Source organism: Paractinoplanes polyasparticus (assembly GCF_019710575.1).
Lineage (GTDB): Bacteria > Actinomycetota > Actinomycetes > Mycobacteriales > Micromonosporaceae > Actinoplanes > Actinoplanes polyasparticus.
This window is the reverse complement of record NZ_JAHWFK010000008.1, coordinates 100,618-125,584: the sequence shown is the minus strand read 5'-3', so window position 1 is coordinate 125,584 and position 24,967 is coordinate 100,618. Positions and strand designations below refer to the sequence as shown.

17 protein-coding genes and 1 riboswitch are annotated in these 24,967 nt (G+C 70.7%); of the genes, 11 read left to right on the top strand and 6 right to left on the bottom strand.

What is annotated here, in order from left to right; genetic code table 11:
* Positions 1–109: 109 nt before the first annotated feature.
* The 7 genes from KXC43_RS12240 (at position 110) to KXC43_RS12210 (ending at position 8,476) form a co-directional block, all read left to right on the top strand.
* Positions 110–3,466 carry an error-prone DNA polymerase gene (locus tag KXC43_RS12240; RefSeq protein WP_221376136.1) on the top strand — a complete coding sequence of 1,119 codons (3,357 nt, stop codon included), beginning with the start codon at positions 110–112 and terminating at the stop codon, positions 3,464–3,466.
* A gap of 35 nt (positions 3,467–3,501) precedes the next feature.
* Positions 3,502–3,882: an SSI family serine proteinase inhibitor gene (locus tag KXC43_RS12235; protein WP_221376135.1), complete on the top strand. Its 381-nt coding sequence runs from the start codon at positions 3,502–3,504 to the stop codon at positions 3,880–3,882.
* 32 nt (positions 3,883–3,914) lie between these two features.
* Positions 3,915–4,661 (top strand): methyltransferase domain-containing protein, encoded by a 747-nt coding sequence (locus KXC43_RS12230; protein ID WP_221376134.1) that lies wholly within the window; start codon positions 3,915–3,917, stop codon positions 4,659–4,661.
* 118 nt (positions 4,662–4,779) lie between these two features.
* Positions 4,780–5,961 (top strand): alkaline phosphatase family protein, encoded by a 1,182-nt coding sequence (locus tag KXC43_RS12225; RefSeq protein ID WP_438870878.1) that lies wholly within the window; start codon positions 4,780–4,782, stop codon positions 5,959–5,961.
* 57 nt (positions 5,962–6,018) lie between these two features.
* On the top strand, positions 6,019–7,314 hold the full coding sequence (dinB, locus tag KXC43_RS12220; protein ID WP_221376133.1) for a DNA polymerase IV: 1,296 nt from the start codon (positions 6,019–6,021) through the stop codon (positions 7,312–7,314).
* A gap of 100 nt (positions 7,315–7,414) precedes the next feature.
* Positions 7,415–7,801: an SCO2097 family morphological protein gene (locus tag KXC43_RS12215; protein ID WP_221376132.1), complete on the top strand. Its 387-nt coding sequence runs from the start codon at positions 7,415–7,417 to the stop codon at positions 7,799–7,801.
* Positions 7,802–8,011: 210 nt separating this feature from the next.
* Positions 8,012–8,476: an STAS domain-containing protein gene (locus tag KXC43_RS12210; protein WP_221376131.1), complete on the top strand. Its 465-nt coding sequence runs from the start codon at positions 8,012–8,014 to the stop codon at positions 8,474–8,476.
* A 66-nt stretch (positions 8,477–8,542) separates the two neighbouring features.
* Here the strand turns inward: KXC43_RS12210 and KXC43_RS12205 are convergent, their stop codons facing one another.
* The 3 genes from KXC43_RS12205 to KXC43_RS12195 are packed head-to-tail and all read right to left on the bottom strand — an operon-like array spanning position 8,543 to position 13,331.
* Positions 8,543–10,981: a transglutaminase TgpA family protein gene (locus KXC43_RS12205; protein ID WP_221376130.1), complete on the bottom strand. Its 2,439-nt coding sequence runs from the start codon at positions 10,979–10,981 to the stop codon at positions 8,543–8,545.
* Entirely contained in the window at positions 10,978–12,276 is a 1,299-nt protein-coding gene (locus KXC43_RS12200) for a DUF58 domain-containing protein (protein WP_221376129.1), read from the bottom strand. The genes KXC43_RS12205 and KXC43_RS12200 overlap by 4 nt, the downstream gene beginning before the upstream one ends.
* A gap of 2 nt (positions 12,277–12,278) precedes the next feature.
* Positions 12,279–13,331 carry an AAA family ATPase gene (locus tag KXC43_RS12195; protein ID WP_221376128.1) on the bottom strand — a complete coding sequence of 351 codons (1,053 nt, stop codon included), beginning with the start codon at positions 13,329–13,331 and terminating at the stop codon, positions 12,279–12,281.
* A gap of 334 nt (positions 13,332–13,665) precedes the next feature.
* On the opposite strand from KXC43_RS12195, the gene KXC43_RS12190 reads away from it, so the two are divergent.
* A complete protein-coding gene (locus KXC43_RS12190) occupies positions 13,666–16,470 on the top strand; it encodes a M36 family metallopeptidase (protein ID WP_255643935.1) in 2,805 nt (934 codons plus the stop codon).
* A gap of 173 nt (positions 16,471–16,643) precedes the next feature.
* Entirely contained in the window at positions 16,644–19,451 is a 2,808-nt protein-coding gene (gene leuS, locus KXC43_RS12185; protein WP_221376126.1) for a leucine--tRNA ligase, read from the top strand.
* A gap of 200 nt (positions 19,452–19,651) precedes the next feature.
* On the opposite strand, the gene KXC43_RS12180 is transcribed toward leuS, so the two are convergent.
* The 3 genes from KXC43_RS12180 to KXC43_RS12170 all read right to left on the bottom strand — a co-directional run bounded on the left by KXC43_RS12180 (position 19,652) and on the right by KXC43_RS12170 (position 22,441).
* Positions 19,652–20,407, bottom strand: a complete 756-nt coding sequence (locus tag KXC43_RS12180; protein ID WP_221376125.1) for a TVP38/TMEM64 family protein — start codon at positions 20,405–20,407, stop codon at positions 19,652–19,654.
* A 69-nt stretch (positions 20,408–20,476) separates the two neighbouring features.
* Entirely contained in the window at positions 20,477–21,187 is a 711-nt protein-coding gene (locus KXC43_RS12175; protein ID WP_221376124.1) for a type 1 glutamine amidotransferase, read from the bottom strand.
* Between the two features lie 33 nt (positions 21,188–21,220).
* Entirely contained in the window at positions 21,221–22,441 is a 1,221-nt protein-coding gene (locus KXC43_RS12170; RefSeq protein ID WP_221376292.1) for a Mur ligase family protein, read from the bottom strand.
* 456 nt (positions 22,442–22,897) lie between these two features.
* Positions 22,898–23,084: riboswitch (cyclic di-AMP (ydaO/yuaA leader) on the top strand.
* 6 nt (positions 23,085–23,090) lie between these two features.
* Between KXC43_RS12170 and KXC43_RS12165 the strand changes: the two genes are divergently transcribed.
* Complete coding sequence (locus KXC43_RS12165) at positions 23,091–23,900, top strand: C40 family peptidase (RefSeq protein WP_308129055.1); 810 nt, start codon at positions 23,091–23,093, stop codon at positions 23,898–23,900.
* 467 nt (positions 23,901–24,367) lie between these two features.
* Positions 24,368–24,799, top strand: coding sequence for a division/cell wall cluster transcriptional repressor MraZ (mraZ, locus tag KXC43_RS12160; protein WP_221376123.1), 432 nt, complete (start codon positions 24,368–24,370; stop codon positions 24,797–24,799).
* Positions 24,800–24,967: the final 168 nt, after the last annotated feature.

The window sequence follows — 24,967 nt, the reverse complement described above, 5'->3', positions numbered from 1 at the left end:
CGCCGATCCGACCCCGCCCTCCCTGGGGGAGCCCCCACTGGTCATTATCGCGCAGTTGGCAAGATCGGGGTGTGGGGTCTGTGGACAACCCGGGACTGTGGACAGAGCCATGGGCTTTCATAATCCCAAGATGTCCTGGTCGGATCTGGAGAAGACGCTCTCCGGAGGGGCCAAGGAGCAGCGGCACCTGCAGCCCGTCGTCGACCCGCTGGCCGTCGACGGGGACGGGGGCGATTCGCCGGCCTGGTCGCGCAAGCGGCAACCGTACGAGGCGCCCGCGTTGGTGCGCCGGGAGAAGGTCACCCCGTACGCCGAACTGCACTGCCACACGAATTTCAGCTTTCTCGACGGCGCCAGCCACCCCGAGGAACTGGCCGAGGAGGCCGCCCGCCTGGGTCTGAACGGGCTCGCCGTCACCGACCACGACGGTTTCTACGGCGTGGTGCGGTTCTCGCAGGCCGCCCGCGAGCTCGGCCTGCCCACGATCTTCGGCGCCGAGTTGTCGCTCGACCTGAGCAAGCCGCAGAACGGCGAGGCCGACCCCGAGGGCCGCCACCTGCTCGCCCTCGCCCACGGCCACGAGGGGTACGCCCGCCTGGCCGCTGTTCTGTCGCGGGGGCAGCTGGCCGGCGGCGAGAAGGGCAAGCCCGAGTACGGGGATCTGGAGGACATCGCCGAAACGCTGCGCGACCACGTGCTGATCCTCACCGGCTGCCGGAAGGGGCCGGTCCCGTCGGCGCTGGCGACCGGGGGCATCGACGCCGCGGCGGCCGAACTCGACCGCCTGGTCGCCCTTTTCGGTCGTCCGAACGTGGCGGTCGAGCTGACCTCGCACGGCGACCCGTACGACGACGACCGCAACGACGCACTCTTCGCCCTGGCCGGCAGCCGCGGCCTGGAGGTCGTGGCCACCAACAACGTGCACTACGCGACCCCGGCCCGCCGCCGGCTGGCCACCGCCCTGGCCGCGGTCCGGTCGCGCCGCAGCCTCGACGAGATCGACGGCTGGCTGCCCGCGGCCGGCACCGCCCACCTGCGCAGCGGCGACGAGATGGCCCGCCGGTTCGCGGCCTATCCGGGGGCGGTGGACAACGCGGCGATGTTCGGTGAGGGCCTCGCGTTCGACATCGATCTGATCGCGCCGCGGCTGCCCGACTTCCAGATCCCCGAGGAGGGGCACACCGAGATGACCTGGCTGCACGAGCTCACCATGCGCGGCGCCCGCGACCGGTACGGCCCGCCCCAGGCGCATCCCCGGGCCTACGAGCAGATCGAGTACGAGCTGAGGATGATCGACGAGCTCGGCTTCCCCGGCTACTTCCTGGTCGTGTACGACATCGTCCGTTTCTGCCGCGAGCAGAAGATCTACGCCCAGGGCCGGGGCAGCGCCGCCAACTCCGCGGTCTGCTACGCGCTGCGCATCACCAATGTGGACGCGGTGGCGAACAACCTGCTCTTCGAGCGGTTCCTCGCGCCGGAGCGGGACGGCCCACCCGACATCGACGTCGACATCGAGTCGGACCGGCGTGAGGAGGTCATCCAGTACGTCTACCGCAAGTACGGCCGCGAGCACACGGCCCAGGTAGCGAACGTCATCTCGTACCGGCCGCGGTCGGCGGTGCGCGACATGGCCAAGGCGTTCGGGTTCTCGCCGGGCCAGCAGGACGCCTGGAGCAAGCAGATCGACCGGTGGGGGAGCGTGGCCACGGTCGACGTCGAGGACATCCCGGCCCAGGTCGTCGAGTTCGCCAACCAGGTGCAGGACTTCCCCCGCCACCTGGGCATCCACTCGGGCGGGATGGTGATCTGCGACCGCCCGATCATCGAGGTGTGCCCGGTGGAGTGGGGGCGCATGCCGGGCCGCACGGTGCTGCAGTGGGACAAGGACGACTGCGCGGCGATCGAGCTGGTCAAGTTCGACCTGCTGGGGCTCGGCATGCTTTCCGCGCTGCGATACGCGTACGAAATGCTGGAATCCGATCTTGATATCTCCACCATGGACCTGACCGACGCCGAGGTCTACGAGATGCTCTGCCGGGCCGATTCGGTCGGCGTCTTCCAGGTGGAGAGCCGGGCTCAGATGGCGACTCTGCCCCGGCTCAAGCCGCGCGTGTTCTACGACCTGGTGGTCGAGGTCGCGCTGATCCGGCCCGGCCCGATCCAGGGCGGCTCGGTTCACCCGTTCATCCGGCGCAAGAACGGTCTGGAGGAGGTCACCTATCCGCATCCATTGATGCGCAATGCTCTCGAGAAGACGCTCGGTGTGCCGCTCTTCCAGGAGCAACTCATGCAACTGGCGATCGACGTGGCCGGCTTCGACCCGGCCGAGGCCGATCAGTTGCGGCGGGCGATGGGCTCGAAGAGGTCGGTCGAGAAGATGGAGAAAATCAAGAGGCGCCTGTACGAGGGGATGGCCGGGAACGGGATCACCGGTGAGCTCGCCGACGACCTGTTCCTGAAACTCTCCGCCTTCGCCAACTACGGTTTTCCGGAGAGCCATTCGATGAGCTTCGCCTATCTGGTGTACGCCAGCGCGTGGCTCAAGCGGTATCACCCGGCGGCCTTCTGCGCGGCGTTGCTGAACGCGCAGCCGATGGGTTTCTATTCGCCGCAGTCGCTGGTCGACGACGCCCGCCGGCACGGGGTCGAGGTGCGCCGGCCCGACATCAATCGGAGCGACGCCAAGGCCACTCTCGAGTCGACGCCGAAGACCCGGTGGGGCGCGCTGCCAGGGGAGCCGCCGCACGCCTGGGGCCTGGGCGGTCCGGCCGTCCGGCAGGGTCTGGCCAGCATCCGGACGCTCGGCGAGGATCTGGCCGAACGCATCGAGCAGGAGCGTCGCGCGAACGGGCCGTACCGCAGCATGACCGACCTTTCCCGGCGTACGGGATGTTCCACCACCCACCTCGAGGCCCTGGCCACGGCCGACGCCTTCGCCGGGTTCGGCCTCACCCGGCGCGAGGCGCTGTGGGCCGCCGGCGCGGCCGCGCAGGACCGGCCCGACCGCCTGCCCGGCACGGTGACCGGCACCGACGCGCCGATGCTGCCCGGCATGAGCGCGGTCGACGAGCTGGTCGCCGACGTCTGGGCCACCGGCTTGTCGCCCGAGACGCACCCGGCCCAGTTCCTGCGGGCCGAGCTCGACCGGGCCGGCGCCCTGCCGATCTCGAAGCTGGGCCGGGTCGAGGCCGGCACCCGCATCCGGGTGGGCGGGATCGTCACCCACCGGCAGCGCCCGGCGACCGCGGGCGGGGTGACCTTCGTGAACCTGGAGGACGAGACCGGGATGCTGAACGTGACCTGCTCCCCGGGGTTGTGGCAGCGCTACCGGCGGGTGGCCCGCACCAGTTCGGCGTTGATCGTGCGCGGCCGGCTCGAGAGCGCCGAGGGCGTGCTCAACCTGGTCGCGGACCGGCTCGAGGCGCTCACCCCGCCGGTGTCGCCCGCATCGAGAGACTTCCGCTGAACAGTGGCTTCGCCCTATTTTGTACCTTTAGTGGCATGCTTCCACTTCTGCTGGCCGCCGCGCTGATCGGGCCCGTGCCCGACCCGCCGCCCACCTACGGCTCCCCGCCCCGCCCCACCTCCGACAACCTCACCGTCAGCTACATGGCCGACGCCGGCTTCGCGATGGCGGTCAAACTCGCCTGCGACCCGCCCGGCGGCGGCCACCCCCACGCGGTGCGAGCCTGCGCCACCCTCGATCAGGCCGGCGGCGACCCGAGCCGGATCAAGCACACGACCACGGCCTGCATCCTGCTCTACAAGCCGGTCACCGCCACGCTGAGCGGCACCTGGCAGGGCCGGGAGGTCAGCTGGACGCACCGCTTCGGCAACACCTGCGAGATGCGCCGCGCCACCGGGGACCTGTTCCGGTTCTGAAACCCGCACCCGGCTGCCGTTACTCTGCCCGTGTGGACAACGCATCGACGCGGACAGCGCGCCCGCTCGTCTCCGCCCGCACCGCCGCCGTCTGGGCGGTGCTGCGCCGCGAGCTGGAACGGCACGCCGACCGTGAGCTGACCGTGCTGGACGTCGGCGGCGGCACCGGCGGCTTCGCCGTGCCGCTGGCCGAGGCGGGACACACCGTCACCGTCGTCGACGCCAGCCCCGACGCGCTGGCCGCGCTCACCCGCCGGGCAGCCGACGCCGGGGTCGCCGACCGGATCCGCGCGGTGCAGGGCGACGGCGACGCGCTGGCCGGCCTGGTCGCCCCGGGCAGCGTCGACCTGATCCTCTGCCACGCCGTGCTCGAGGTCGTGGACGACCCGGCCGGCGTGGTGGCGGCGATGGCCGGGGCGCTGCGGCCCGGCGGCGCGGTCAGCGTGCTGGTGGCGGGCCGTGCGGCGGCCATCCTGGGCCGGGCGATCAACGGCCACCTGCGGGCGGCCGGCGCCGTCGCGGCCGACCCCGAGGGCCGCGCCGGGGCGCGTGACACGCTGCGCCGCCGGTACGACGCCGAGAGCGCCACGGCCCTGCTCACCACGGCCGGCCTCACGATCGAACAGACCCATGGCGTACGCGTCCTGGCCGACCTGCTGCCGGCAGCCGTCGTCGAGGAGGATCCGCAGGCGCTGCTCGACCTCGAACTCGAGCTGTCCGCCCGCCCGCCGTTCCGCGACATCGCCTCTCAGCTGCACCTCTTCGCCCGCAAGCCGTGACCGCCCGGCCGCCCGCCACTGCGTCGCTCAGCGCCCGATCCGATGGCGCCGGGTCGTCCCGCGCCGGGCTGCGTAGCGCCGGGTTGCCGGTTGCGCCCGTTCCTGCCTGGCGGACGTCGTGACGACCGCGCCGCTGATCGTGCCCGCCGATCATCTGCCGTCGTCGGCGTTGGAGCCCGTGCGGCCCGCGTACGGGTCGGGCAGTCTGGCCGACGTGCTGCCCAGCGTGTCGGCGGTGCTCGGCGTGCCCGGTGCGCACGACGCGCTCGGGCTGCGGGGCGAACTCGACGGCATCGAGCGCATCGCGGTGCTGCTCGTCGACGGGCTCGGGGCCCATCAACTGCCGATCATCACCCCGTACGCCCCGGTCCTGGCCGAGCTGGCCGGGCGGGGACGCACGTTGACGGCCGGCTTCCCCTCGACCACTCCGGTCAGCCTCGTCACCCTCGGCACGGGTGTGCCGCCGGGCGCGCACGGCATCCTGGGCTTCACCACGAAGCGTCCCGACGGGCGGGTGCTCAACCACATCCAGTGGAAGCACGACCCCGATCCGGCCCAGTGGCAGCCGGTGCCGACCCGGTTCGAGCTCGCGGCCGCGGCCGGGGTCGAGGTGACCGTGGTGAGCAAGCCGGAGTTCGAGGGCAGCGGGCTGACGGTGTCGGCCTATCGCGGGGCCTCCTACGTGCCCGCCAAGGACAAGGACGCGCTGGCCGATCACATGCTCGCGGCGTTGGCCGCTGCGACCGGTCCGGCCCTGGTCTACGGGTACCACGCCGACCTCGACCACCACGGTCACGGCGACGGCGTCGACTCACCCCGCTGGCGGGAGGCCGCGCGTGGCGTCGAGGCGTTGCTCGACCGGCTGGTGCACGGGCTGCCGCCGCGATCCGCGCTGCTGGTGGTGGCCGATCACGGCCAGCTCAACGTGCCGGCTGACGCACGTTTCGACATGGCTGACATTCCGGAATTGCGCAACGGGGTGATCGGTGTCGCCGGAGAGCCCCGCGTCCGCTACCTCTACACCGCCCCCGGCGCCGTGGACGATGTGCTGACCACTTGGCGCGGCGTCTTCGGCGAAGCAGCGTGGGTCCTCACCCGCGACGAGGCAGTCGACGCCGGCTGGTTCGGCCCGGTGCCCGCCGACCACCGCGACCGCATCGGCGACATCGCCGTGATCGGCCAGGGCCGCACGATCGCCCTGGCCGGCGGCTGGGAACCCCCGACGGTCGGCCGCTTGATCGCCTACCACGCCTCAGTCACCGCCGCCGAAATGGAAATCCCCCTGCTCATCGCCCGCTGAACACGCGCTGAGCGGTGGTGATCCGTTTTTGTCGGAGGGTGGGGCTAGCCTCCTGACGTGGGACGCAGCCAGGCGGTGCCGAAGGGGCGCGACCCGCGTTTCGGCCCGGGCGCCGATGACGCGGGCTGCACGATTCTGCACGTCGACATGGATGCGTTCTTCGCCTCGGTCGCGGTGCGGGCTCAGCCCGAGCTGCGCGGCCGGCCGGTCATCGTCGGTGGCGTCGGGCCGCGCGGGGTGGTCAGCTCGGCCAGCTACGAGGCGCGCCGGTTCGGGGTGCGCAGCGCCATGCCCACCGCCCGCGCGCGGGCGCTCTGCCCGCGGGGGGTCTTTCTGCCGGTCGACGGGCCGGCCATCGGCGAGGCTTCCCGGGCCGTCATGGCTATCTTCCGCGACGTGACACCGCTGGTCGAACCGCTCTCGTCCGACGAGGCGTTTCTCGATGTGGCCGGCGCCCGGCGCCTGCTGGGCAGCCCCACCGAGATCGCCGGGCTGATCCGGCGGCGCATGCAGGACGAGCAGCGGCTCACCTGCTCGGTCGGCGTCGCCCCGACCAAGTTCGTGGCCAAGCTGGGCTCCACCCGGGCCAAGCCCGACGGGCTGATCGTCGTGCCGGGCGCGCTGGTGCTCGAGTTCCTGCACCCGCTGCCGGTCGACGCGCTGTGGGGCGTCGGCGAGCGGGCCGCCGAGACCCTGCGCCGCCTCGGCCTGACGACCGTCGGCGAGATCGCGCACGCGCCGGTCGGCATGCTGCGCGGCGCCCTCGGCGAAGCGGCCGCCGTCCACCTGCACGAGCTGGCCTGGGGGCGCGATCCGCGCGGGGTCAGCCCGGAACGGGAAGAGAAATCGATCGGCGCCGAGATGACGTACGACACCGACGTCGCCGACCCGGCGGTGATCCGCAAGAGCCTGCTCGCCCTGGCCGACAAGGTCGGCGCCCGGCTGCGCGCGGCCGGCGTCGTCGGCCGGACGGTGGCGATCAAAGTGCGTCTGGCCGACTTCCGGACGGTCAACCGGTCGCGCACGGTGCACACGAGCACCGATGTTGCCCGCGAGATATTTGAGATTTCCTGGTCGTTGTTCACCGCGCTCGGCGCCCGCGAACATATTCGCCTCGTCGGGGTGCGGGTCGAGGGGCTCACGCCTGCCGCGACCACATCGCGGCAGCTCAGCCTGGGTGAGCCGGAACGTGGCTGGCGGGAGGCGGAGGCCGCGCGCGACGCTGTCGTCGCCCGTTTCGGCCCGGGCGGGCTCTCTCCGGCCAGTCTTTTGGGACGAAGCGACCTGCGCAGAACCGAAAATCACCCGCACTCGACGGTCGTCCCGCTTTCCGACCCGCCAAGCCCCTCGTAGACTTGCTCGGTAAGGCAGCCGACGGCTGTCCCGCGCCACTTACCTTAGTGTTACCCCGACCCCGCCTGGGGGGTTGGATTTGCGCCCGGGGAGGAATGCCGTGCCGCTCTCGGAGCACGAGCAGCGGCTGTTCGATCAGATCGAGCGGTCGCTTGCCGAGGACCCCAAGTTCGCCTCGGCTGTGCGGGCCAGCGACCCGCGTTTTCACGCGCGACGCCGGCTCCTCGTCGCCGCGTTCGTCATCGTTCTCGGCCTAGCGCTGGTCGTCTATGGCACGGTGAGCCGCACGACGCCGTTGGGCGTCGCGGGCTTCGTTGTCATGCTGGGCGCCGCCGCGTTCGCCATGCAGTCGCGCCGTAAGGGTTCGGCTCCCGACCTGCAGGCCGTCGGTGGCACCGCCACGCGTCGCACCCGCCAGACCCGCAAGTCAGGCTTCCTCGACCGCCTCGAGGACCGCTGGCGCCAGCGCCCCGAAGGTCACCGCTGACCGACAAACAGGCCCGCGGCTGACCGGGGACGCAGCAACCCCAGCCGCGGCGCCCTGCACAAGCTCTTCGATGGCGGCCTCAGGCCGCCATCGGGCTTTTCGTGTGTCGGGTTTTCCTCACGTGCCAAATTCGCTTCGCGGGTAGTCCCTTCGGCCGATCCGGGTAACGATGAACGGTGGAAGCAGGCCAGCTTGCCGGCAGGGGATGGCATGGATGCCGAGGAAACGCCGACACCGCAGGGCACCATCGCCCTGACCAACTCCAACCGCAGTGACGCGCTGCTGTCCGCCCGCGGCGCCTTCGACCGCGACAATCGCAACACTCTGATCGGGTTCGTCGAGGCGACGTTCGCCGATGGGCACCGCGCGGTCGCGCTGGACGTCGCCGGGGTCACCTTCATCGACGCCGCCGTCGTGAACGCCCTGGTCAACTGCGAGGAAGACGCCCGCGTGCAGGGCCGCACCCTGCGCCTGCTGCACCCCAGCCCGGCCGTCGCCCAGGTGCTGGTCGACACCGGCACCCTCGCTGCTCTGAGCGGTCAGCGTCGCGGCCCGTCCGGCGTGACGGCGCCGCCCCGGACCCGCCCGGTCAGTCGCCGGGACGCCGTGATCGCCCGCGCCTACGAGGTGCTGGCCGCCTCCCGCCGCATGGCCCACGACGTCCGCGAATTCTGACCACGGGCCGGCGACGGCGATGCCGCCCCCTCGCGAGGAGGGAGCGGCATCGGTGAACCCCAGAGTTCAGCGACCGCGATGCGGCAGCAGCCGTCGCGGGCTGGCCTTGGCGAGGACGTCGCGCACCCGGCCACTGGCGGTGACCAGCCTGGCCGACGCCTCGGCCAGCCCCAGCCGCCAGCGCATCAGCACCGACGGCGGCATCAGGACCGCCACGATCCGCGTCCGCCGGTTGGCCGACCGGGCCAGTCCCTTGCGCACCCGGTTGAGGGCCACCGTCAGCTCGCCGCCCTCGAGCGGCTTGCGGGCGTACCGGGCCCTCTCTTCCGCCGCGCCGAGCAGGGTCGCCGCCGCTGCCGGCTCTTCGAGCAGCACCGCGTCGGTGACCAGCCGCTGGGCCGTGACCCGGGGCGTCTCGGTCGGGTCGATCGGGATCCGGAAGTCGACCATGGTGTCCATCAGCTCGTCCCAGGCGGCGTGCGCGTCGGCCCGGGCCTTCACGGTCTCGGCCGTCACCACGATGTCGGCCGGGCCCTCCAGCGAGGTGACCTTCGGCTGCCGGGGCACGGTGACCGCGTGCCGATGCCGACGCGTCAGAACCCTTCGCAGGGCCGGCACCAGCAGCAGCGCGAGGAGCAGCGCGGCCAGGCCGATGACAACGAGCGCGGTGCCCGAAAGAATACCCGCGGTCGACCCGGACGAATCGGACGCGCTCTGGTCGCTGAAGTCGGGACGGTCCGGCCGCTCCACGCCGCCCGCGGCCGCCGACGGGTCGGCGTCGGGCGCTGCCGCCGTCTCCGACGCCGTGCTGGACGGCACCGGCAGGTCGACGTCGGGGGCGAAGTCGGACCGGGCCGCGCCGGGCACGTTCGCGGCCGGGGTGGCGTCGAACGGGATCCAGCCGAAGCCCTTCAGGTAGACCTCGGTCCACGCGTGGGCGTTGCGGTTGGTGATGACGTACGTGTCACCGTCCTTCTCGCCCCGGGTGAAGCCGAACGCCACCCGTGCCGGAATGCCGGCCTCCCGCGCCATCCAGGCCAGCGCCGCCGCGTACTGCTGGCAGTAGCCGACCTTGGTCTGGAGGAACGACGCGATCTCGGAGCTGTTGGCGATGGGCTGCGTCGACAGCCGGTAGGTGAAGCCGTTCCGGGTCGAGAAGTGCTCGTAGAGCGCCCGCACCTTGTCGTACTCGGTCTGCTTGCCCGCGGTGAGCTGCTTCACCAGCGTCGCGACGGCCGCGTCGTCGGGGTGGGTGGTGTTCCGCCTGACGATCGGGTCGTCCGGGTTCAGCTCCTCGGCCTGGCGCAGCAGCGCCGGGGTGTAGCGGGCCCGCACGTACTCGAAGTTGTAGGTCAGCTCCTTGGTCGACCGCCGGTTGGAGTAGACGACCTGCTGGTTGTCGTCGAAGTACCAGCCGTTCTGGAGCCCGTCGAGCCCCACCGTGTTCTGGTAGACCGGCAGCATGCCCTGCTGCAGCTTGTCGCTGATCTGCACCTCGGCCCGGTGCTCGGCGAACGACCCGCCCGCGGTGCCGGTGCGCGGGTCGGGCAGGCCCTGTGCGATGTTCTCGCCGGTCGGGGTGGTGCTGCCGAAGCCGTTGTCGGTGAGCTGGTCGGCGACGCCGAAGCGCAGGTAGTAGGGCGTGCTCTCGTCGGTCTTGAGCCGCACCAGCTCGACCACCTCGGTCTGGCTCAGCTGACCGCTGAGCGAGGCGAAGAGGTTGATCCGTCCGCCGCTGCCGTTGCCCGTGCCGACGCCCACCCCGGAGCCGTTCTGGGTGAGCTGGGAGAGCAACCCGCCGCTGATCGTCGGCACCAGCAGCGGCAGCAGCACGGCCGCAACCACGCCGACGGCGCCCAGGCGGCGCCCGGCCGAGGCGAGCGGGGAGGGTTCCCACACGTCGACGTCGCGCCCGTCGCCGGTGAAGCGGCGGCCGAACCGGCGTACCCGGTCGATGTTGTCGCTGACCAGCAGCCACATGAAGCCGATGGCGCCGACGATGAACGGCAGCACCGGGACGCTGTTGACGTAGACGGCGACCGGCACCGAGTAGATCGCCAGCATCGGCAGACCGGCCAGGGCCGGCTTGCGCGCCACGACCGTCAGCAGGTCGACCGCGATCGCCACCGACCCGATGCCGAGCACCGTGACGAACAGCAGGCCGTCGCGGTCGGGCACGGGCACGCCGTACGAGCGGGTGTCCTGCCCGGCCTGGGTGAACAGCTCGGCGAAGTGGCTGAACGTGGACGGCGTCGGGATGAGGAACTCTTCACCGCTTCCGAACAGCCAGGTCAGCGTGAACAGCAGCACCACGATCATGCTGAGCGCCTGGGCCCAGGCCGGGAAGCGCAGCGTCCGGGCGCCGACCGCGGCGCCGGCGATCAGGCCCACGGTCAGCAGGCACTGCATGAGCCACGTGTAGCTGTCGAAGATCGACGAGATGGGCGCCGCCGCGAGCAGGGTGGCCCCCGCCGCGACGAGCCCGAGACGGCGCCGGCCGCTCATCGGTTCACTCCACTCACTGTCTCGGCCATGGCCGCGCGCCACGCGAAGCCACTGGAGCCCCGCGCCGCCGCCGGCCACAGCGCGGGCAGCGTCGACCCGTGCACGACCGGCACCGAGCGCCAGCCGCTGTGCACCAGTGCGAGCGCCGCCGCGGAATGCTCACGGTCGGCTTCCTGCCGCTCGCCGGGGGCCAGGTTGACCCAGGTCGAGCTGTCGATCGCGAAGCCGATGCAGGTCGCGCCGTTGCCGCGCAGCTGGGACAGCAGCTCGGCCTCGGGCACGGTGAGGGCGCCGAAGATGCCGATCACCAGGCCCCCGTCGGAGCGGCGGCGGACCTGCTCGACCAGCGTCGAGATGTCGCCGTTCTGGGCGAGTTTCACGTCGGCCAGGCTGTCGAGGATGATGCCCTCACCGGTGGCCTCGGCGGCGTCGATGTCGACCCCCGAGCCGGTGACCAGCCGCAGCTTGTAGCCGGCCTGCCGTAGGTGCATGGCGATGCTGGCGGTGGCCGAGACGGCCCACTCGAAGCTGGCCGTCGGCCCCTCGCCGCGGTGGGCGTAGACCCGGGTGTCGAGCACCACCGTGGCCCGGCTCTCCCAGGGCTGCTCCTCGCGGCGCACCATCAGCTCGCCCGTGCGGGCCGTCGAGCGCCAGTGCACCCGGCGCAGGTCGTCGCCGCGCCGGTACTCGCGGGTGGCGGCGTCGTCCTCGCCGTGCACGGCGACCGACCGGGCGCGGCTGTCGCCGGTGCCCGCGTACTCGCCGGCCAGCCGGACGGCCGGAAGGGTGACCACCTGAGGGATGACGGTGAGCCGGTCGACGCTCGGGAACGAGCGGGTCAGCTCGCACAGGCCGAACGGGTCGGTCAGCCGGATCACCAGCGGGCCGATCGGGTAGCGGCCCCGCACGTCGGCCCGCACCGTGTAGGCCACGCTGCTCGCCTGGTGCGCGCCGAGCCGTTCCAGCACCACCCGGGGACGGCTGCCCAGCGCGTACGGCAGACGATCTTCCAGCAGCAGCGTGCCGGTGGGCAGGCGGGACATGTTCTGCAGGCGCAGGATCACCCGCGCGCTCGAGCCGACCGGAGCCCGGCCGGGGTCGAGCGAGCGGGTGCAGGCCAGCTTGTAGCGGCTCCGGCCCACGTACGCGGCGGCCAGCAACGGCAGCGCGGCCAGCAGGATCGCCACCCGCAGCAGGTCACGTTCGCCGAGGATGATCGCGGAGATGCCGGCCGCGGCCGCCGCGGCCAGGAAGGAGCGGCCGCGCGTGGTCAGGCCGCGCAGGGCCTCCCGCATGTTCAGCGCCCCCGAGGCTCGTACTGGTTGGTGGGGCCGCCGCTGTTGTTCCGGGTGTCGTACGGCGAGCGGCTGCGGTCGTGCGGCAGCGGCAGGCGGTGCACGATCTCGGAGACGATCGCGTCGGTCGTGCGCCGGTTGAGCTGCGCGTCGGCGGTGGGGATGATGCGGTGCGCGAGCACCGGCACGGCCAGCGCCTGCAGGTCGTCGGGGAGCACGTAGTCGCGGCCCTCGAGCGCCGCCACCGCCTTCGCGGTGCGGATCAGCTGGAGCGTCGACCGCGGGGACGCGCCGAGCCGGAGCTCCGGCGCCTCGCGGGTGGCGGTGACCAGCGCGATCGCGTACTGCTGGACGGCCTCGGCCGCGTGCACGTCACGCGCGGTGGCGATCAGCCGGCGCACCTGCGCGGCGTCGGTGACGGCGCGCAGATCGTTCAGCGGGTCGTGCGCGTCGTGCCCGTCGAGCATGGCCAGCTCGGCCCGGGGGTCGGGGTAGCCCATGGCGATACGGGCGGTGAACCGGTCGCGCTGGGCCTCGGGCAGCGGGTACGTGCCCTCCATCTCGATCGGGTTCTGCGTCGCGATCACCATGAACGGCGCCTGAAGCTCGTAGGTCGTGCCGTCGACGGTGACCTGCCGCTCCTCCATGCACTCGAGCAGGGCGGACTGGGTCTTGGGCGACGCGCGGTTGATCTCGTCGCCGACCACCAGGTTGGCGAAGACCGCGCCCGGCCGGAACTCGAAGTCGCGCTGTTCCTGGTTGTAGACGCTGACGCCGGTCACGTCGCTGGGCAGCAGGTCGGGCGTGAACTGGATGCGGCGCACGGAGCAGTCGATGGACCGGGCCAGCGCCTTGGCCAGCTTGGTCTTGCCCACACCGGGCACGTCCTCGATGAGCAGGTGGCCCTCGGCCAGCAGAACCGCCAGCGCGAGCCGGACCGTTGCGCCCTTGCCCTCGATGACCTGTTCGATGTTGGTCATGATGGCCGACGTCGCGGCTCGGAACTCGTCGCTCGGCATTGGTCCACCGGGCTCGTCCCAGGTCGGGGTTGTCACGGGCCTCCTCCAGGTATGTATGCGCGCCCATCCTGGGGCGCGGGGGCGAAAGATCACCGAAAAGGCTGAGCCCTCCACCCCGTCACCACAGGTTAGCCCGATCACAGCAACTCGCCGAGGTCGGCCGCCGGGCTGATTCGACAACCGTCAACCGGACAGGTGTATCGGATAGGTAAAGAATCAGACATCGCTCTAGTTATATTTGCCGATCAGCAACCAGAGTCAGCCATCGACGGGTCTCACCAGTGAGGCCCGGTCGAGAGGGGCTGAATTGAGACCGTTATCCGTACCGTCCGCGACCCGGCGGTTGGGGGCGGCAGCCGCGGGTGTCATTTTGCTGGCATCGCTGCTGCCGGCGCAGGCACAGGCCGCGCCGCTTCCCGGGGCCGTTTCGGGGGCGACCGACAGCAAGTCGCAGCGACGAGCCGACTACGACTCCCGCCAGAACCTGGCCGCCGCCGCGGCCGCCGCACCGACCGCCGCCCTGAGCCGCGCCGCCGTTCCGGCGCCCTCCGGTTCCGCGGTGAACACTCTGCGTGACTCCCTAGGTGTCCAGGGCATCGTCGACATCGACCGGGCGACCGGTACCCCCCGCCGGGTGGCGAAGCTCGACGGCTTCCTCACCGGGCCGAGCCGGCAGAAGCCGACGAAGATCGCGCTCGACTACATCCGGGCCCACCCCGAGGTCTTCGGCCTCGACGCCGCCGACCTGGCCACCCTCGAGCTGCGCCAGGACTACGTCGACATCGAGGGCACCCACCACCTGAGCTGGGTGCAGGTGGCCGACGGAGTGCCCGTCTTCGGCAACGGCCTGAAGGCGCACGTGGCCAAGGACGGCCGTCTGGTGCAGGTCGACGGGGCGCCGCTCAAGTCGCTCCCCGCCGCCGCCGGCGCCACGAAGCTGTCTGCTACGGCCGCCCGCGCCGCCGCGGTCAAGGACGTGTTCGGCACGTCCGCGGCCAAAGTCACCGGGACCGAGGGCGCCAAGACCGTCTTCGCCGACAACGGCAACGCCAAGAAGGTCTGGTTCCAGACCGCATCGGGCCCGCGCCTGGCCTGGCAGACGATCGTCGTCGACGAGGGCTACGTCCACGTGATCGACGCGGCCACCGGCGACGTGCTGTACCGCAAGAGCACGGTCGCCAACGACACCGCCGACGTGTGGGAGAACTACCCGGGCGCCGCCCGCGGCGGGAAGCAGAAGCCGGTCGATGTCACGGCCAAGGGCTGGCTGCCGAACAACGCGCGCGTGCTGAGCGGCAACGTCGCCCACGTCTGGTCCGACGTGAACGACAACGACCTGCCCGACGCGTCCGAAGAGGTCGGTCCCTCCGGCGTCCGCAAGTGGAACTACCCCTTCGTCGACTTCAACGACGAGGTCGGTGGCCTCTGCTCCGACGCGTACCCCTGCTCGTGGGACCCGGAGACGCCCAACTCGTGGCAGACCAACCGCAAGCAGAACGCGGTGCAGCTGTTCGCGTTCCTGGGCACCTTCCACGACCACCTGAAGGCCGGCCCGATCGGCTTCACCCGGGCCGCCGGCAACTTCGAGGCGCGTGACGGCGACGCCGTGCAGGGCCAGGCCATGGACGGCGCGAACACCGCGGACGGCCTGCCCGACCCGAACCACGTCGACAACGCCAACATGAACACCCCGCCCGACGGCATCCCGCCGGTCATGCAGATGTACCTGCTGAGCCCGGGCCCCGCCTCGGTCGCCGCCAACACCGGTGACGAGGCCGACGTGGTGTTCCACGAGTACACCCACGGTCTGTCCAACCGCCTCGTGGTCGACGCCGACGGCAACTCGACCCTCAGCGGCCAGCAGGGCGGCGCGATGGGTGAGGCGTGGAGCGACTTCTACGCCTGGGACTACCTGGTGGCCAAGGGCCTCGAGAAGGACACCGCCAAGGCGGGCGAGGTGCTGATCGGCAAGTACTGGACCGCGGGCGGCACGATCCGCTACGAGGCTCTTGACTGCCCCGTCGGCTCGGCGGCGGCCAACTGCGCGGGAACCCCGGGCGCGGGCGCCGGCGGCTTCACCTACGGCGACTACGGCAAGATCTACGGCGGTGGCCCCGAGGTGCACGCCGACGGTGAGATCTGGGCGCAGACCCTGTGGGACCTGCGTCAGGCGATCGGCAGCCGGACCGCGCAGTCGATCGTGACGCGCGGCATGGAGCTCTCGCCGTCCAACCCGTCCTTCCTGGACATGCGCAACTCGATCCTCGCCGCCGACCGGGTCGTCGACAACGGCAAGAACGCCAAGGCGATCTGGAAGGTCTTCGCCAAGCGGGGCATGGGCTACTTCGCCGCTGCCATCGACGGCGACGACGCCCAGCCGGTCGAGGACTTCTCGATGCCGCCGTCGGCCAACACGCCGCGGGGCACCCTCAAGGGCAAGGCCACCGACTCGGACACCGGCGCTGCCGTGGCCGGTCTGACCGTCGCCTTCGGCGGGCACGCCTCCGGCTTCGCCGGTGACTACCGGGCAACCACGGCCGCCGACGGCTCGTACTCGATCTCGGGGATCATTCCGGGCACGTACGCCAAGGTGTTCGCGCGCGGCGCCGGCTACGACATCGTCGTGAAGACGCTGTCGATCAACTCCGGCACCAGGACCGAGAACTGGTCGGTCCGCAAGGACTGGGCGGGCTCCTCGGGCGGCGCCGGGATCGTCAGCTTCACCGGGCCCGACTACACGCCGTTCGGCTGTGGCCCGGCGCAGTTGATCGACCAGTCGCAGATCGCGGGCTGGGGCTCCGACGTGGCCCCGGAGGGACAGAACGCCGTGATCCGGCTCTCCGGCGCGGTGGACGTGTCCGAGCTGGTGATCAACCCGTCGGCCACCTGTGGTGACGACGAGACCGCCTCGACCGGTGGCTACCGCGTCGAGACCTCGGTCGACGGCACGACCTGGGCGGTCGCCGCGAGCGGCACCTTCCCGGTCGGCACCGTCACGCCCACCCCGGTCGCGCTGGCCGCGGGCACGGGCGACGGCATCCAGTTCGTCCGCTACACGATGCTGACCACGCAGGGTCAGGACGCGGGCCTCTGCCCGGCCGGCCAGCCGCCGACCGTCAGCGGCTGCGTGTTCCAGGACAGCACCGAACTGTCGGTCTACGGACCGGCGGCGTAACGCACATATACCGGTCGCCGCTCTCGGGCGGCGACCGGTATCATGCAATCCATGGCTCGGCGTTTCCTGCTTCTTAGCCGGCCGTGCTGCTCCCGCATCTAGCGGACCAGCACGGCGACCCCTCCTGCGTGAGGGGTTTTTTTGTGCCCAGCCACCAATAGACGAGAAGACGGATGCCGACGATGAGCGAGTCAGAGACCCCGAAGTTCCGGTACACCGCCGCGCTGGCCAACGAGATCGAGCCGCGCTGGCAGGCCTACTGGGCCGAGAACGGAACCTTCCACGCGCCCAACCCGGCCGGTGAGCTGGCCGACCCCGGGCACCCGCGGGCCGGGGCGCCCAAGCTGCACGTCCAGGACATGTTCCCGTACCCGTCGGGTGCGGGCCTGCACGTGGGTCACCCGCTCGGCTACATCGGCACCGACAGTTACACCCGCTACAAGCGGATGGCCGGCTTCAACGTGCTGCACCCGATGGGCTTCGACGCGTTCGGCCTGCCCGCCGAGCAGTACGCGGTGCAGACCGGCACCCACCCGGCGGTCACCACGGCGGCCAACGTCGAGCGCTACAAGAACCAGCTGCGCCGCCTGGGCCTGGCCTACGACGACCGACGCTCGTTCTCGACCACCGACCCGGACTACTACCGGTGGACGCAGTGGATCTTCCTGCAGGTCTTCAACTCCTGGTACGACCCCCAGGTGCGCAAGGCCCGGCCGATCTCGGCGCTGATCAGCGAGTTCGAGTCCGGCGCCCGCCCGACGCCCGGGAAGAGCTGGGCCGAGATGTCGCCGGTCGAGCGCCGCCGGCTGATCGACGACCACCGCCTGGCCTACGTGAGCGAGGCGCCGGTCAACTGGTGCCCCGGCCTGGGCACGGTGCTGGCCAACGAGGAGGTCACGCCCGAGGGGCGCAGCGAGCGCGGCAACTTCCCCGTCTTCCAGCGCAGCCTGAAGCAGTGGATGATGCGGATCACCGCGTTCGGCGACCGGCTGGTCGAAGACCTGGACACGCTGGACTGGCCCGAGCCGGTCAAGATGATGCAGCGCAACTGGATCGGCCGCTCGCGGGGCGCCCACGTCGACTTCCCGGTCGGCGACGACAAGATCACCGTCTTCACCACGCGGCCCGACACCCTGTTCGGGGCGACGTACATGGTGCTGGCGCCCGAGCACGAGCTGGTCGACCGGATCGCGCCGGCCGCGTGGCCGTCGTCGACGAACGTCAAGTGGACCGGCGGACACGGTTCCCCGGCCGACGCGATTGCTGCGTACCGGGCCGAGGCCGCGGCCAAGACCGACGAGCAGCGCACCGAGGGCAAGGAGAAGACCGGCGTCTTCACCGGCGCCTACGCGACCAACCCGGTCAACGGCGCGAGCATCCCGGTCTTCATCGCCGACTACGTGCTGGCCGGCTACGGCACCGGCGCGATCATGGCGGTGCCCGGCCAGGACGAGCGGGACTGGGCGTTCGCCGAGGTCTTCGAGCTGCCGATCATCCGTACGGTGCAGGCCCCGGAGGACTTCGAGGGCGCGTACACCGGCGACGGCGTGGCGATCAACAGCGACTGGCTGGACGGCAAGGGCGTCGTCGAGGCCAAGGCCGACATGATCACCTGGCTGGAGCAGCACGGCCACGGCCGGGGCGCGACGACGTTCCGCCTGCGCGACTGGCTGTTCAGCCGGCAGCGCTACTGGGGCGAGCCGTTCCCGATCGTCTACGACGAGACCGGCCTGCCGGTCGCGCTGCCCGACTCGATGCTGCCGGTCGTGCTGCCCGACGTCGACGACTTCTCGCCGCGCACCTTCGACCCGGACGACGCGAACAGCGAGCCCGAGACCCCGCTGTCGCGCAAGAAGGACTGGGTCAACGTCGAGCTGGACCTGGGTGACGGCCTGAAGTCGTACACCCGCGAGACCAACACCATGCCGCAGTGGGCCGGCTCCTGCTGGTACGAGCTGCGCTATCTGGACCCGAAGAACGAGAAGGCCCTGGTCGATCCCGACAACGAGGCCTACTGGATGGGCCCGCAGCGCGACGGCGACTGCGGCGGCGTCGACCTGTACGTCGGCGGCGTCGAGCACGCGGTGCTGCACCTGCTGTACGCCCGCTTCTGGCACAAGGTGCTGTACGACCTGGGCCACGTCTCGTCGTTCGAGCCGTTCCGCAAGCTGTTCAACCAGGGCTACATCCAGGCCTACGCGTACCGCGACGCCCGCGGCGTCATCGTGCCCGCCGAGGAGGTCACCGAGCGCGACGGCAAGTACCTGTTCAACGGCGTCGAGGTCATCCGCGAGTACGGCAAGATGGGCAAGTCGCTGAAGAACGTCGTCACGCCCGACGAGATGTGCGAGCAGTACGGCGCCGACACCTTCCGGGTGTACGAGATGGCGATGGGCCCGCTGGACGTCTCGCGCCCGTGGGAGACCCGCGCCGTCGTGGGGTCGCAGCGTTTCCTGCAGCGGGTGTGGCGCCTGGTGGTCGACGAGGAGTCCGGGGCCCCCCGGGTCAGCGACGAGCCGCTGGAGCCGGCGGTGCGCAAGCACCTGCACCGCACCATCGCCGGCGTCAGCGAGGACCTGGACGAGCTGCGCTTCAACACGGCCATCGCCAAGCTGATCGAGCTGACCAACACGCTGACCCCGCTGTCCACGGTGTCGCGCGAGGCGGTCGAGCCGCTGGTGCTGATGCTGTCGCCGTTCGCGCCGCACCTGGCCGAGGAGCTGTGGGCCAAGCTGGGCCACGCGGGCACGCTGGCCTACGCGCCGTTCCCGGTGGCCGACCCGGAGCAGCTGAAGGCCGAGTCGATCACCTACCCGGTGCAGGTGAACGGCAAGGTCAAAGCGCGCGTCGAGGTGTCGCCGACCGCCGCCGAGGCGGAGGTGCGCGAGGCGGCTCTGGCGTCGGTGGCGGAGGCTCTGGCCGGGCGCTCGCCGAAGAAGGTCATCGTCGTGAGTGGGCGGCTGGTGAGCGTAGTCGTCTGACGCTTTTCTTTCTTCAAGAGCAAACCCGCCGTGCCGGTCACGGCGGGTTTTGCTTGCTCTGTTATTCCGTACGGGCTACGTGCGGCCCGGCGTGGGCCGAGGCGCAGCCTGTCGGCCCGGCAGAGTCGCGCGCCCTGGCCAAAAAGCGAGAACCCGCCGGTACAGCACCGGCGGGTTCTCGCTTCGAGGTTCGGTCAGCGTCAGGCGGTCGCGAGGGTGGCGGTGGCGGCGGCCTTCTTGGCGGAGCGCTTCCACCAAATGATGATCGACGTCGTCAGGGTGAAGCCGATCAGGGCCGGAGCCAGCGACAGCGGGCTCATCTCGCCCGGGCGCACCACCGCGGCGCCGATCACGGCGTACGAGACGGCCGACGGGATCGAGGCCAGCGTGGTGCCGAGCAGGTAGCGCTTGCGGCAGACGCTGGTGGTGCCGTAGGCGTAGCCGACCAGGCCGAACGGGGCCAGCGGCAGGAAGCGGACCAGCAGCACCGCCGACAGGCCGCGACGGTTGAGCCAGCCGTCGAGACGCTCGAGCCGGCCGCCCGTACGGGCCGAAAGAGCGCCTCGGCCGACCCAGCGGCCGGCGTAGTAAGTGGCAGCCGCCGCGATCACCGCGGCCGCCAGGGCGGTCGCGGCGCCCGTGGCCGCACCCAGCACCGCACCGCAGGCCAGCGTGATGGCCGTGCGGGGAACCAGGACGGACAGGAGCAGACCACCCACAACCGCCATGACGACGGCGGCGGCGGGGCCCAGCCGGGCGAACTGGTCGGCGATGTCCTGAAGCGGCAGGACGGCGGCAGCGACGGCCACAGCGGCCACCACCAGACCGAGGATGCCGAAACGGACCAGACGCCGCTTCCAGCCCATCGAGGTGGAGGAGTGCTGCTGCGAAGGCTGAGGAACCTGAGGGTCCAGCGCGGGCTGTGCGCCCCGCGGGGCGATCAGGATGTCAGTCATGCAGGGTTACCGCCCAATGCTCGTCGGGTCAGGGTCAGGCTCGTCGGGTCAGGATCATGCGGGTCAGGGTCAGGCGCCGGCGGCAGCAAGTCGTTCCGCTCGCAGTTTGTCGGGCCAGGTGTCGTCGACCGGGGAAAGACTATCCGCGCCTGTCGCCCAACGCAGTAGCAGATCGGCTATAGCTGGGTTGCGAGCGAGAGCGGGCCCGTGGGAGTACGTGCCGAGTATCTTCCCGTGCCATGCTCCCTCGGTCTGCCCGTCATTGCCAATGCCGGCCGTCACCCGGGCGAGCGGGGCGACGCCCGGACCCAGGTGGGTGCGGCCGCCGTGATTCTCGAAACCGCTCAGCGGGGGCAGGCCCAGCCGGGGGTCGATGTCGCCGCGGATCTCGCCGACCGCGCGGGTTTCGCCCCGGTCGGAGTGCAGGTCGAGCAGACCCAGCCCGGGACATTTGGCCCCCTTGGCGAAGAACGAGTGACCGAACAACTGGTAACCCGCGCAGATGGCCAGCACGGCCGCGCCCTGGTTGACCGCGCGGTGCAGACCGCCGTCGTTGATCAGGCGCTGGGCCGCCAGAGCCTGCGGGCCGTCCTCGCCGCCACCGATCAGATAGATGTCGGCCGTCGAAGGCATCGGCTGATCGGAGCGCACGGAGTAGGTCTCGACCGGGATGCCGCGCATCGCCGCGCGCCGGGCCAGGATCAGCAGGTTGCCGCGGTCGCCGTAGGTCGACAGCAGGTCCGGGAAGATCCAGACGATTCTGAGGGCCTCAGTGCTCATGCTCTTACCTTCTGTTTTCCGTTGCGGGCAGGCTCAGTTGACACGGTCCAACTCCGCTCGGATGTCCTGGAACGCCGTGTAGTTGGCGATCACCTCGAGGCGCCCCATCGGGACCGACCGGATCGCCTCCTCGAAACTCAACACGTGCCGGAACGGGATTCCGTTCACCTCGAGGCGTACGGCGAGGTCGAACGCCCGGTCGCCGGTGATCAGCACCGGGCGGTTGTGCAGGGGCGAGAAGTCGACGTCGTACAGCCACGACGTGTCGAACCCGTCGGGGTCCCGCGCGTTGATGGAGAGCAGCGTGGGCGCCTGCTCGGCCATGTCGAACGCCTCGAGCCAGCTGGCCGGGTTCTTGGCCAGCAGCAGGCGGATGTTGCGGCCGTCCCGGTCGACCTGGGCGTAGCGCCCGGCGATCGAAGCCACCGTCGAGAGCCGGGGGAGCGCCTCGATCGGGCGGACCCCGAACTCGGCCGCCACGGCCAGCGCGGTCGCCGCGTTGCCGATGTTCACCGTGCCGGGCAGCTGCAGCTTCACCAGATGCCAGTCGCCGCGCGGGTCGACCACGCCCTCGTCCTCGACCCGCCACTGCGCCTGCGGGCGGCGCAGCGGGCAGCCGGTGCACCACCAGTCGCCGTTGGCGCGCTCGATCGGGTGACCGCTCTCGGGGCAGACGAAGGAGTCGTCGAGCCAGCGCTGGCCGGCGCTGAACCACGTGATGTGGGAGGAGCCCTGTGCGGCCCAGACCACCATCGGGTCGTCGGCGTTGGCGACCACCGAGACATCGGGGTGGCCGGCCAGCGCGGTGCGCCACATCTGCGCCATCATCGCGACCTCTTTGGCCCGGTCGAGCTGGTCGCGCGAGAGGTTGAGCAGCGCCACCACGCGCGGGTTGGTCTCGTCGATCACCCGGGCCAGGTAGTGCTCGTCGACCTCGAGCACGGCGAACGGCGTGGCGCCCGCCTTGGCCAGCGCCGACGTGTGCCCGGTGGGCATGTTGGCGCCGAAGGAGTTGGTGGCCACCGGGCCGAGCACCCCGAGCGCGGCCGCCGCGAGCCGGGTGGTGGTCGTCTTGCCGTTGGTGCCGGACACGAGCGCGATCGCCCGGCCCGAGGCCAGGTGGGTCAGCAGCTCCGGATCGATCTTGAGCCCGATCCAGCCGCCGATGACCGAGCCGTCGCCGCGTCCCGCAGCCCTGGACAGCGCGGCCGCGGTCTTCGACACGGAGGTCGCGACCTTGGCGCGCAGGGGCATTTTCCCGTCCGTCACGGCGACGAGGGTACCGGAACGACACGTTACGTCGAGTTGCCGAGAGTCCGATTTCAGCGTCTCGGGGCGGGCGCTCCGGAGAGCCATCGAGACCAGCCGTTCGGCCGAACCCATTTTGGCCGGTGAGAAAGGTTTGAACGGCGGAAGAGTGAATATCAGGCGGCCGTCACCCCAATGGTGGCGAAGAAATATGTGTTCTGATTCACCCGCAACTTTGGACCCGGAGTAATTTACTGATCACCGGTCGTCATGGCATTTATCGTCGCCTGGTAACAAATCGGACAGCGGCCAATATGCCAATCACTCTCGGTGACGAAATCGGATACTGCAGCCTTCGAGAATTTCGGGTAGCAAGGTCTGGCCGGCGGCACCCGCTGCCCGACTCGCGACGACCTGGTTCACGCCGAGCCCTGCCCCGGGCCGGTCGACGCGACCACCCGAGCACCATGTACGACCAACACAGGCATACGGGGGCAGGGACGGGGGACCCAATTGTGGTCCTCTCCGCGCCACCCGCTCCGGTGGCGACCACGGAGAAGACCTTGGGGTGAAGTCGCCTAACGGTGACCGGGCAAGCCTTCCCGCCCGAACCCGACAGCTAACCTCGCAGGCGTGCCGGAGGGATATCTCTACCGTGCACGAACACAGTTCGAGCCGTGGCCGCCGCATGCGTGGCGCCGGCACCATCGCACTGTCCCTGGGTCTCTGCCTTTGCGCCGGCCAGCTGGTGGCAGCCTCGCCGGCCAGCGCCGCCACCGTCACCCCCATCATGGCGGCGGCTGCCTCGGCAAAGGTCAAGCCCGTGGTCAAGACCTCGTACTCCACCCGGAAAGTTAAGTCCGGCAAGAGTGTCAAGGTGACCGCCAAGTACATCAACCCGGCGAACGGCAAGGTCGTCACGTCCGGCACGGTGCGCCTGCAGGCGTTCCGCAAGGGCAAGTGGGTCAGCCAGAAGTCGAAGAACCTGGGCAAGAGCGGTTCGGTCGCGATCACCTTCGCGCCCAAGACCAGCGGCTACCTGCGCGCTGTCTACGCCGGCTCCGCCAAGTTCGCCTCGCTGACGGGCGGCAAGACGTATGTGAGCGTCGTGCCGAACGGCAACAAGATCATCAACGAGGCGAAGAAGCACGTGGGCTCGCTGTACAAGTTCGGCGCGGCCGGCCCCACGCGCTTCGACTGCTCGGGCTACACGATGTACGTCTACCGCAAGACCACCGGTAAGAAGCTGCCGCACAAGGCCAACTCGCAGCAGAAGTACGGCAAGGCGGTCGCCAAGTCGAAGAAGCAGATCGGCGACCTGATCGTCTTCCGCAACGGCTCGTACGGTTACCACGCCGGCATCTACGCCGGCAGCGGTTACATGTACGACTCCCCGCACACCGGTGCGCGGGTGTCGAAGCGCAAGATGATCGGCTCGAACTACGTGGTCCGCCGCGTGGCCTGACGGCCCGCACGGATCAGCAACTCAGCTGGGGCGCGACCGGTTCGGTCGCGCCCCACTGCTGTCAGGGACAGCCCGACCGGCACAGCCGGCCGGGCTGTCCTTATATATGCGGCCGGCCCGTGCCGCCACCGCGCGGCCCTCCACTTTCCTCCCCCGGACGGGTTGACAGGTTTCTTGTCTGGGAGGTTTGGGCGTGTTCATCACGATTCTTAGCAGGCGGGCTGGAGGATGTCGGAAACCGGACGAGGTTGATCATGCTCTCGCCCTCCACTCGGCATCCCCCTCGCTGAGCTGGGGTTTCGTGTGCGAGCAACCGTCGCGACCCCGTCCATTCCGCTTGCGGGTGGAGGGAAGTGGAGTAGAGTGGAGCGCAGTGGCAGGGCCGATGGCGAACCTCACCTGAGCGACCTGCCGACCCGAGTTGACAGGCGGACCGCGAACCGCCCGGGGGCAGGGGGTGGGCGCCGATGTTCCTCGGCACGCACACCCCACGCCTCGATGACAAGGGGCGGCTGATCCTTCCGGCGAAGTTCCGAGATGAGCTGGCGGGAGGTGTCGTGATCACCAAGGGGCAGGAACGCTGCTTGTACGTCTTCCCGATGCCGGAATTCCAGCGCATCGCCGGTCAGCTGCGGGAAGCGCCGGTCACCAACAAGGCGGCCCGGGCTTACGGCCGGGTCTTCTTCGCCAGCGCGCACGACGAGATCCCCGACAAGCAGGGCCGGGTCACCATCCCCGCGCACCTGCGGGGCTATGCGGGTCTCGACCGTGAGCTCGTGGTGATCGGGGCCAGCACCCGTGTCGAGATCTGGGACAAGCAGTCCTGGGAGGACTACCTCGCGGCGAGCGAGGACGAGTTCGCCGACATCGAAGAGGGGGTGCTGCCGGGCGGACTGTGAGGCGTGGCACTCGGCTGGGCCCGCGAAGGCCCGGACGTCGCGCTTTCCGTACTGCGAGATCTCCAGCCGCTCCCGCACCTGGCGCCTCTTCCCCGGCGCCAGGCGCGTGTACGGCCCAGGGCGAGCCCGATGGCAACGGGCGAGCACCCGGGCACGAGCGGATGGGGA

Excerpts from the sequence above, each read along its gene's own strand:
- KXC43_RS12210 (WP_221376131.1), top strand. The coding sequence starts at position 8,012 with ATGGATGCCGAGGAAACGCCGACACCGCAGGGCACCATCGCCCTGACC.
- KXC43_RS12175 (WP_221376124.1), bottom strand. The coding sequence starts at position 21,187 with ATGAGCACTGAGGCCCTCAGAATCGTCTGGATCTTCCCGGACCTGCTG.
- KXC43_RS12205 (WP_221376130.1), bottom strand. The coding sequence starts at position 10,981 with ATGAGCGGCCGGCGCCGTCTCGGGCTCGTCGCGGCGGGGGCCACCCTG.
- KXC43_RS12170 (WP_221376292.1), bottom strand. The coding sequence starts at position 22,441 with ATGCCCCTGCGCGCCAAGGTCGCGACCTCCGTGTCGAAGACCGCGGCC.
- KXC43_RS12240 (WP_221376136.1), top strand. The coding sequence starts at position 110 with ATGGGCTTTCATAATCCCAAGATGTCCTGGTCGGATCTGGAGAAGACG.
- KXC43_RS12180 (WP_221376125.1), bottom strand. The coding sequence starts at position 20,407 with ATGACTGACATCCTGATCGCCCCGCGGGGCGCACAGCCCGCGCTGGAC.
- KXC43_RS12235 (WP_221376135.1), top strand. The coding sequence starts at position 3,502 with ATGCTTCCACTTCTGCTGGCCGCCGCGCTGATCGGGCCCGTGCCCGAC.
- leuS (WP_221376126.1), top strand. The coding sequence starts at position 16,644 with ATGCCGACGATGAGCGAGTCAGAGACCCCGAAGTTCCGGTACACCGCC.
- mraZ (WP_221376123.1), top strand. The coding sequence starts at position 24,368 with ATGTTCCTCGGCACGCACACCCCACGCCTCGATGACAAGGGGCGGCTG.
- KXC43_RS12200 (WP_221376129.1), bottom strand. The coding sequence starts at position 12,276 with ATGCGGGAGGCCCTGCGCGGCCTGACCACGCGCGGCCGCTCCTTCCTG.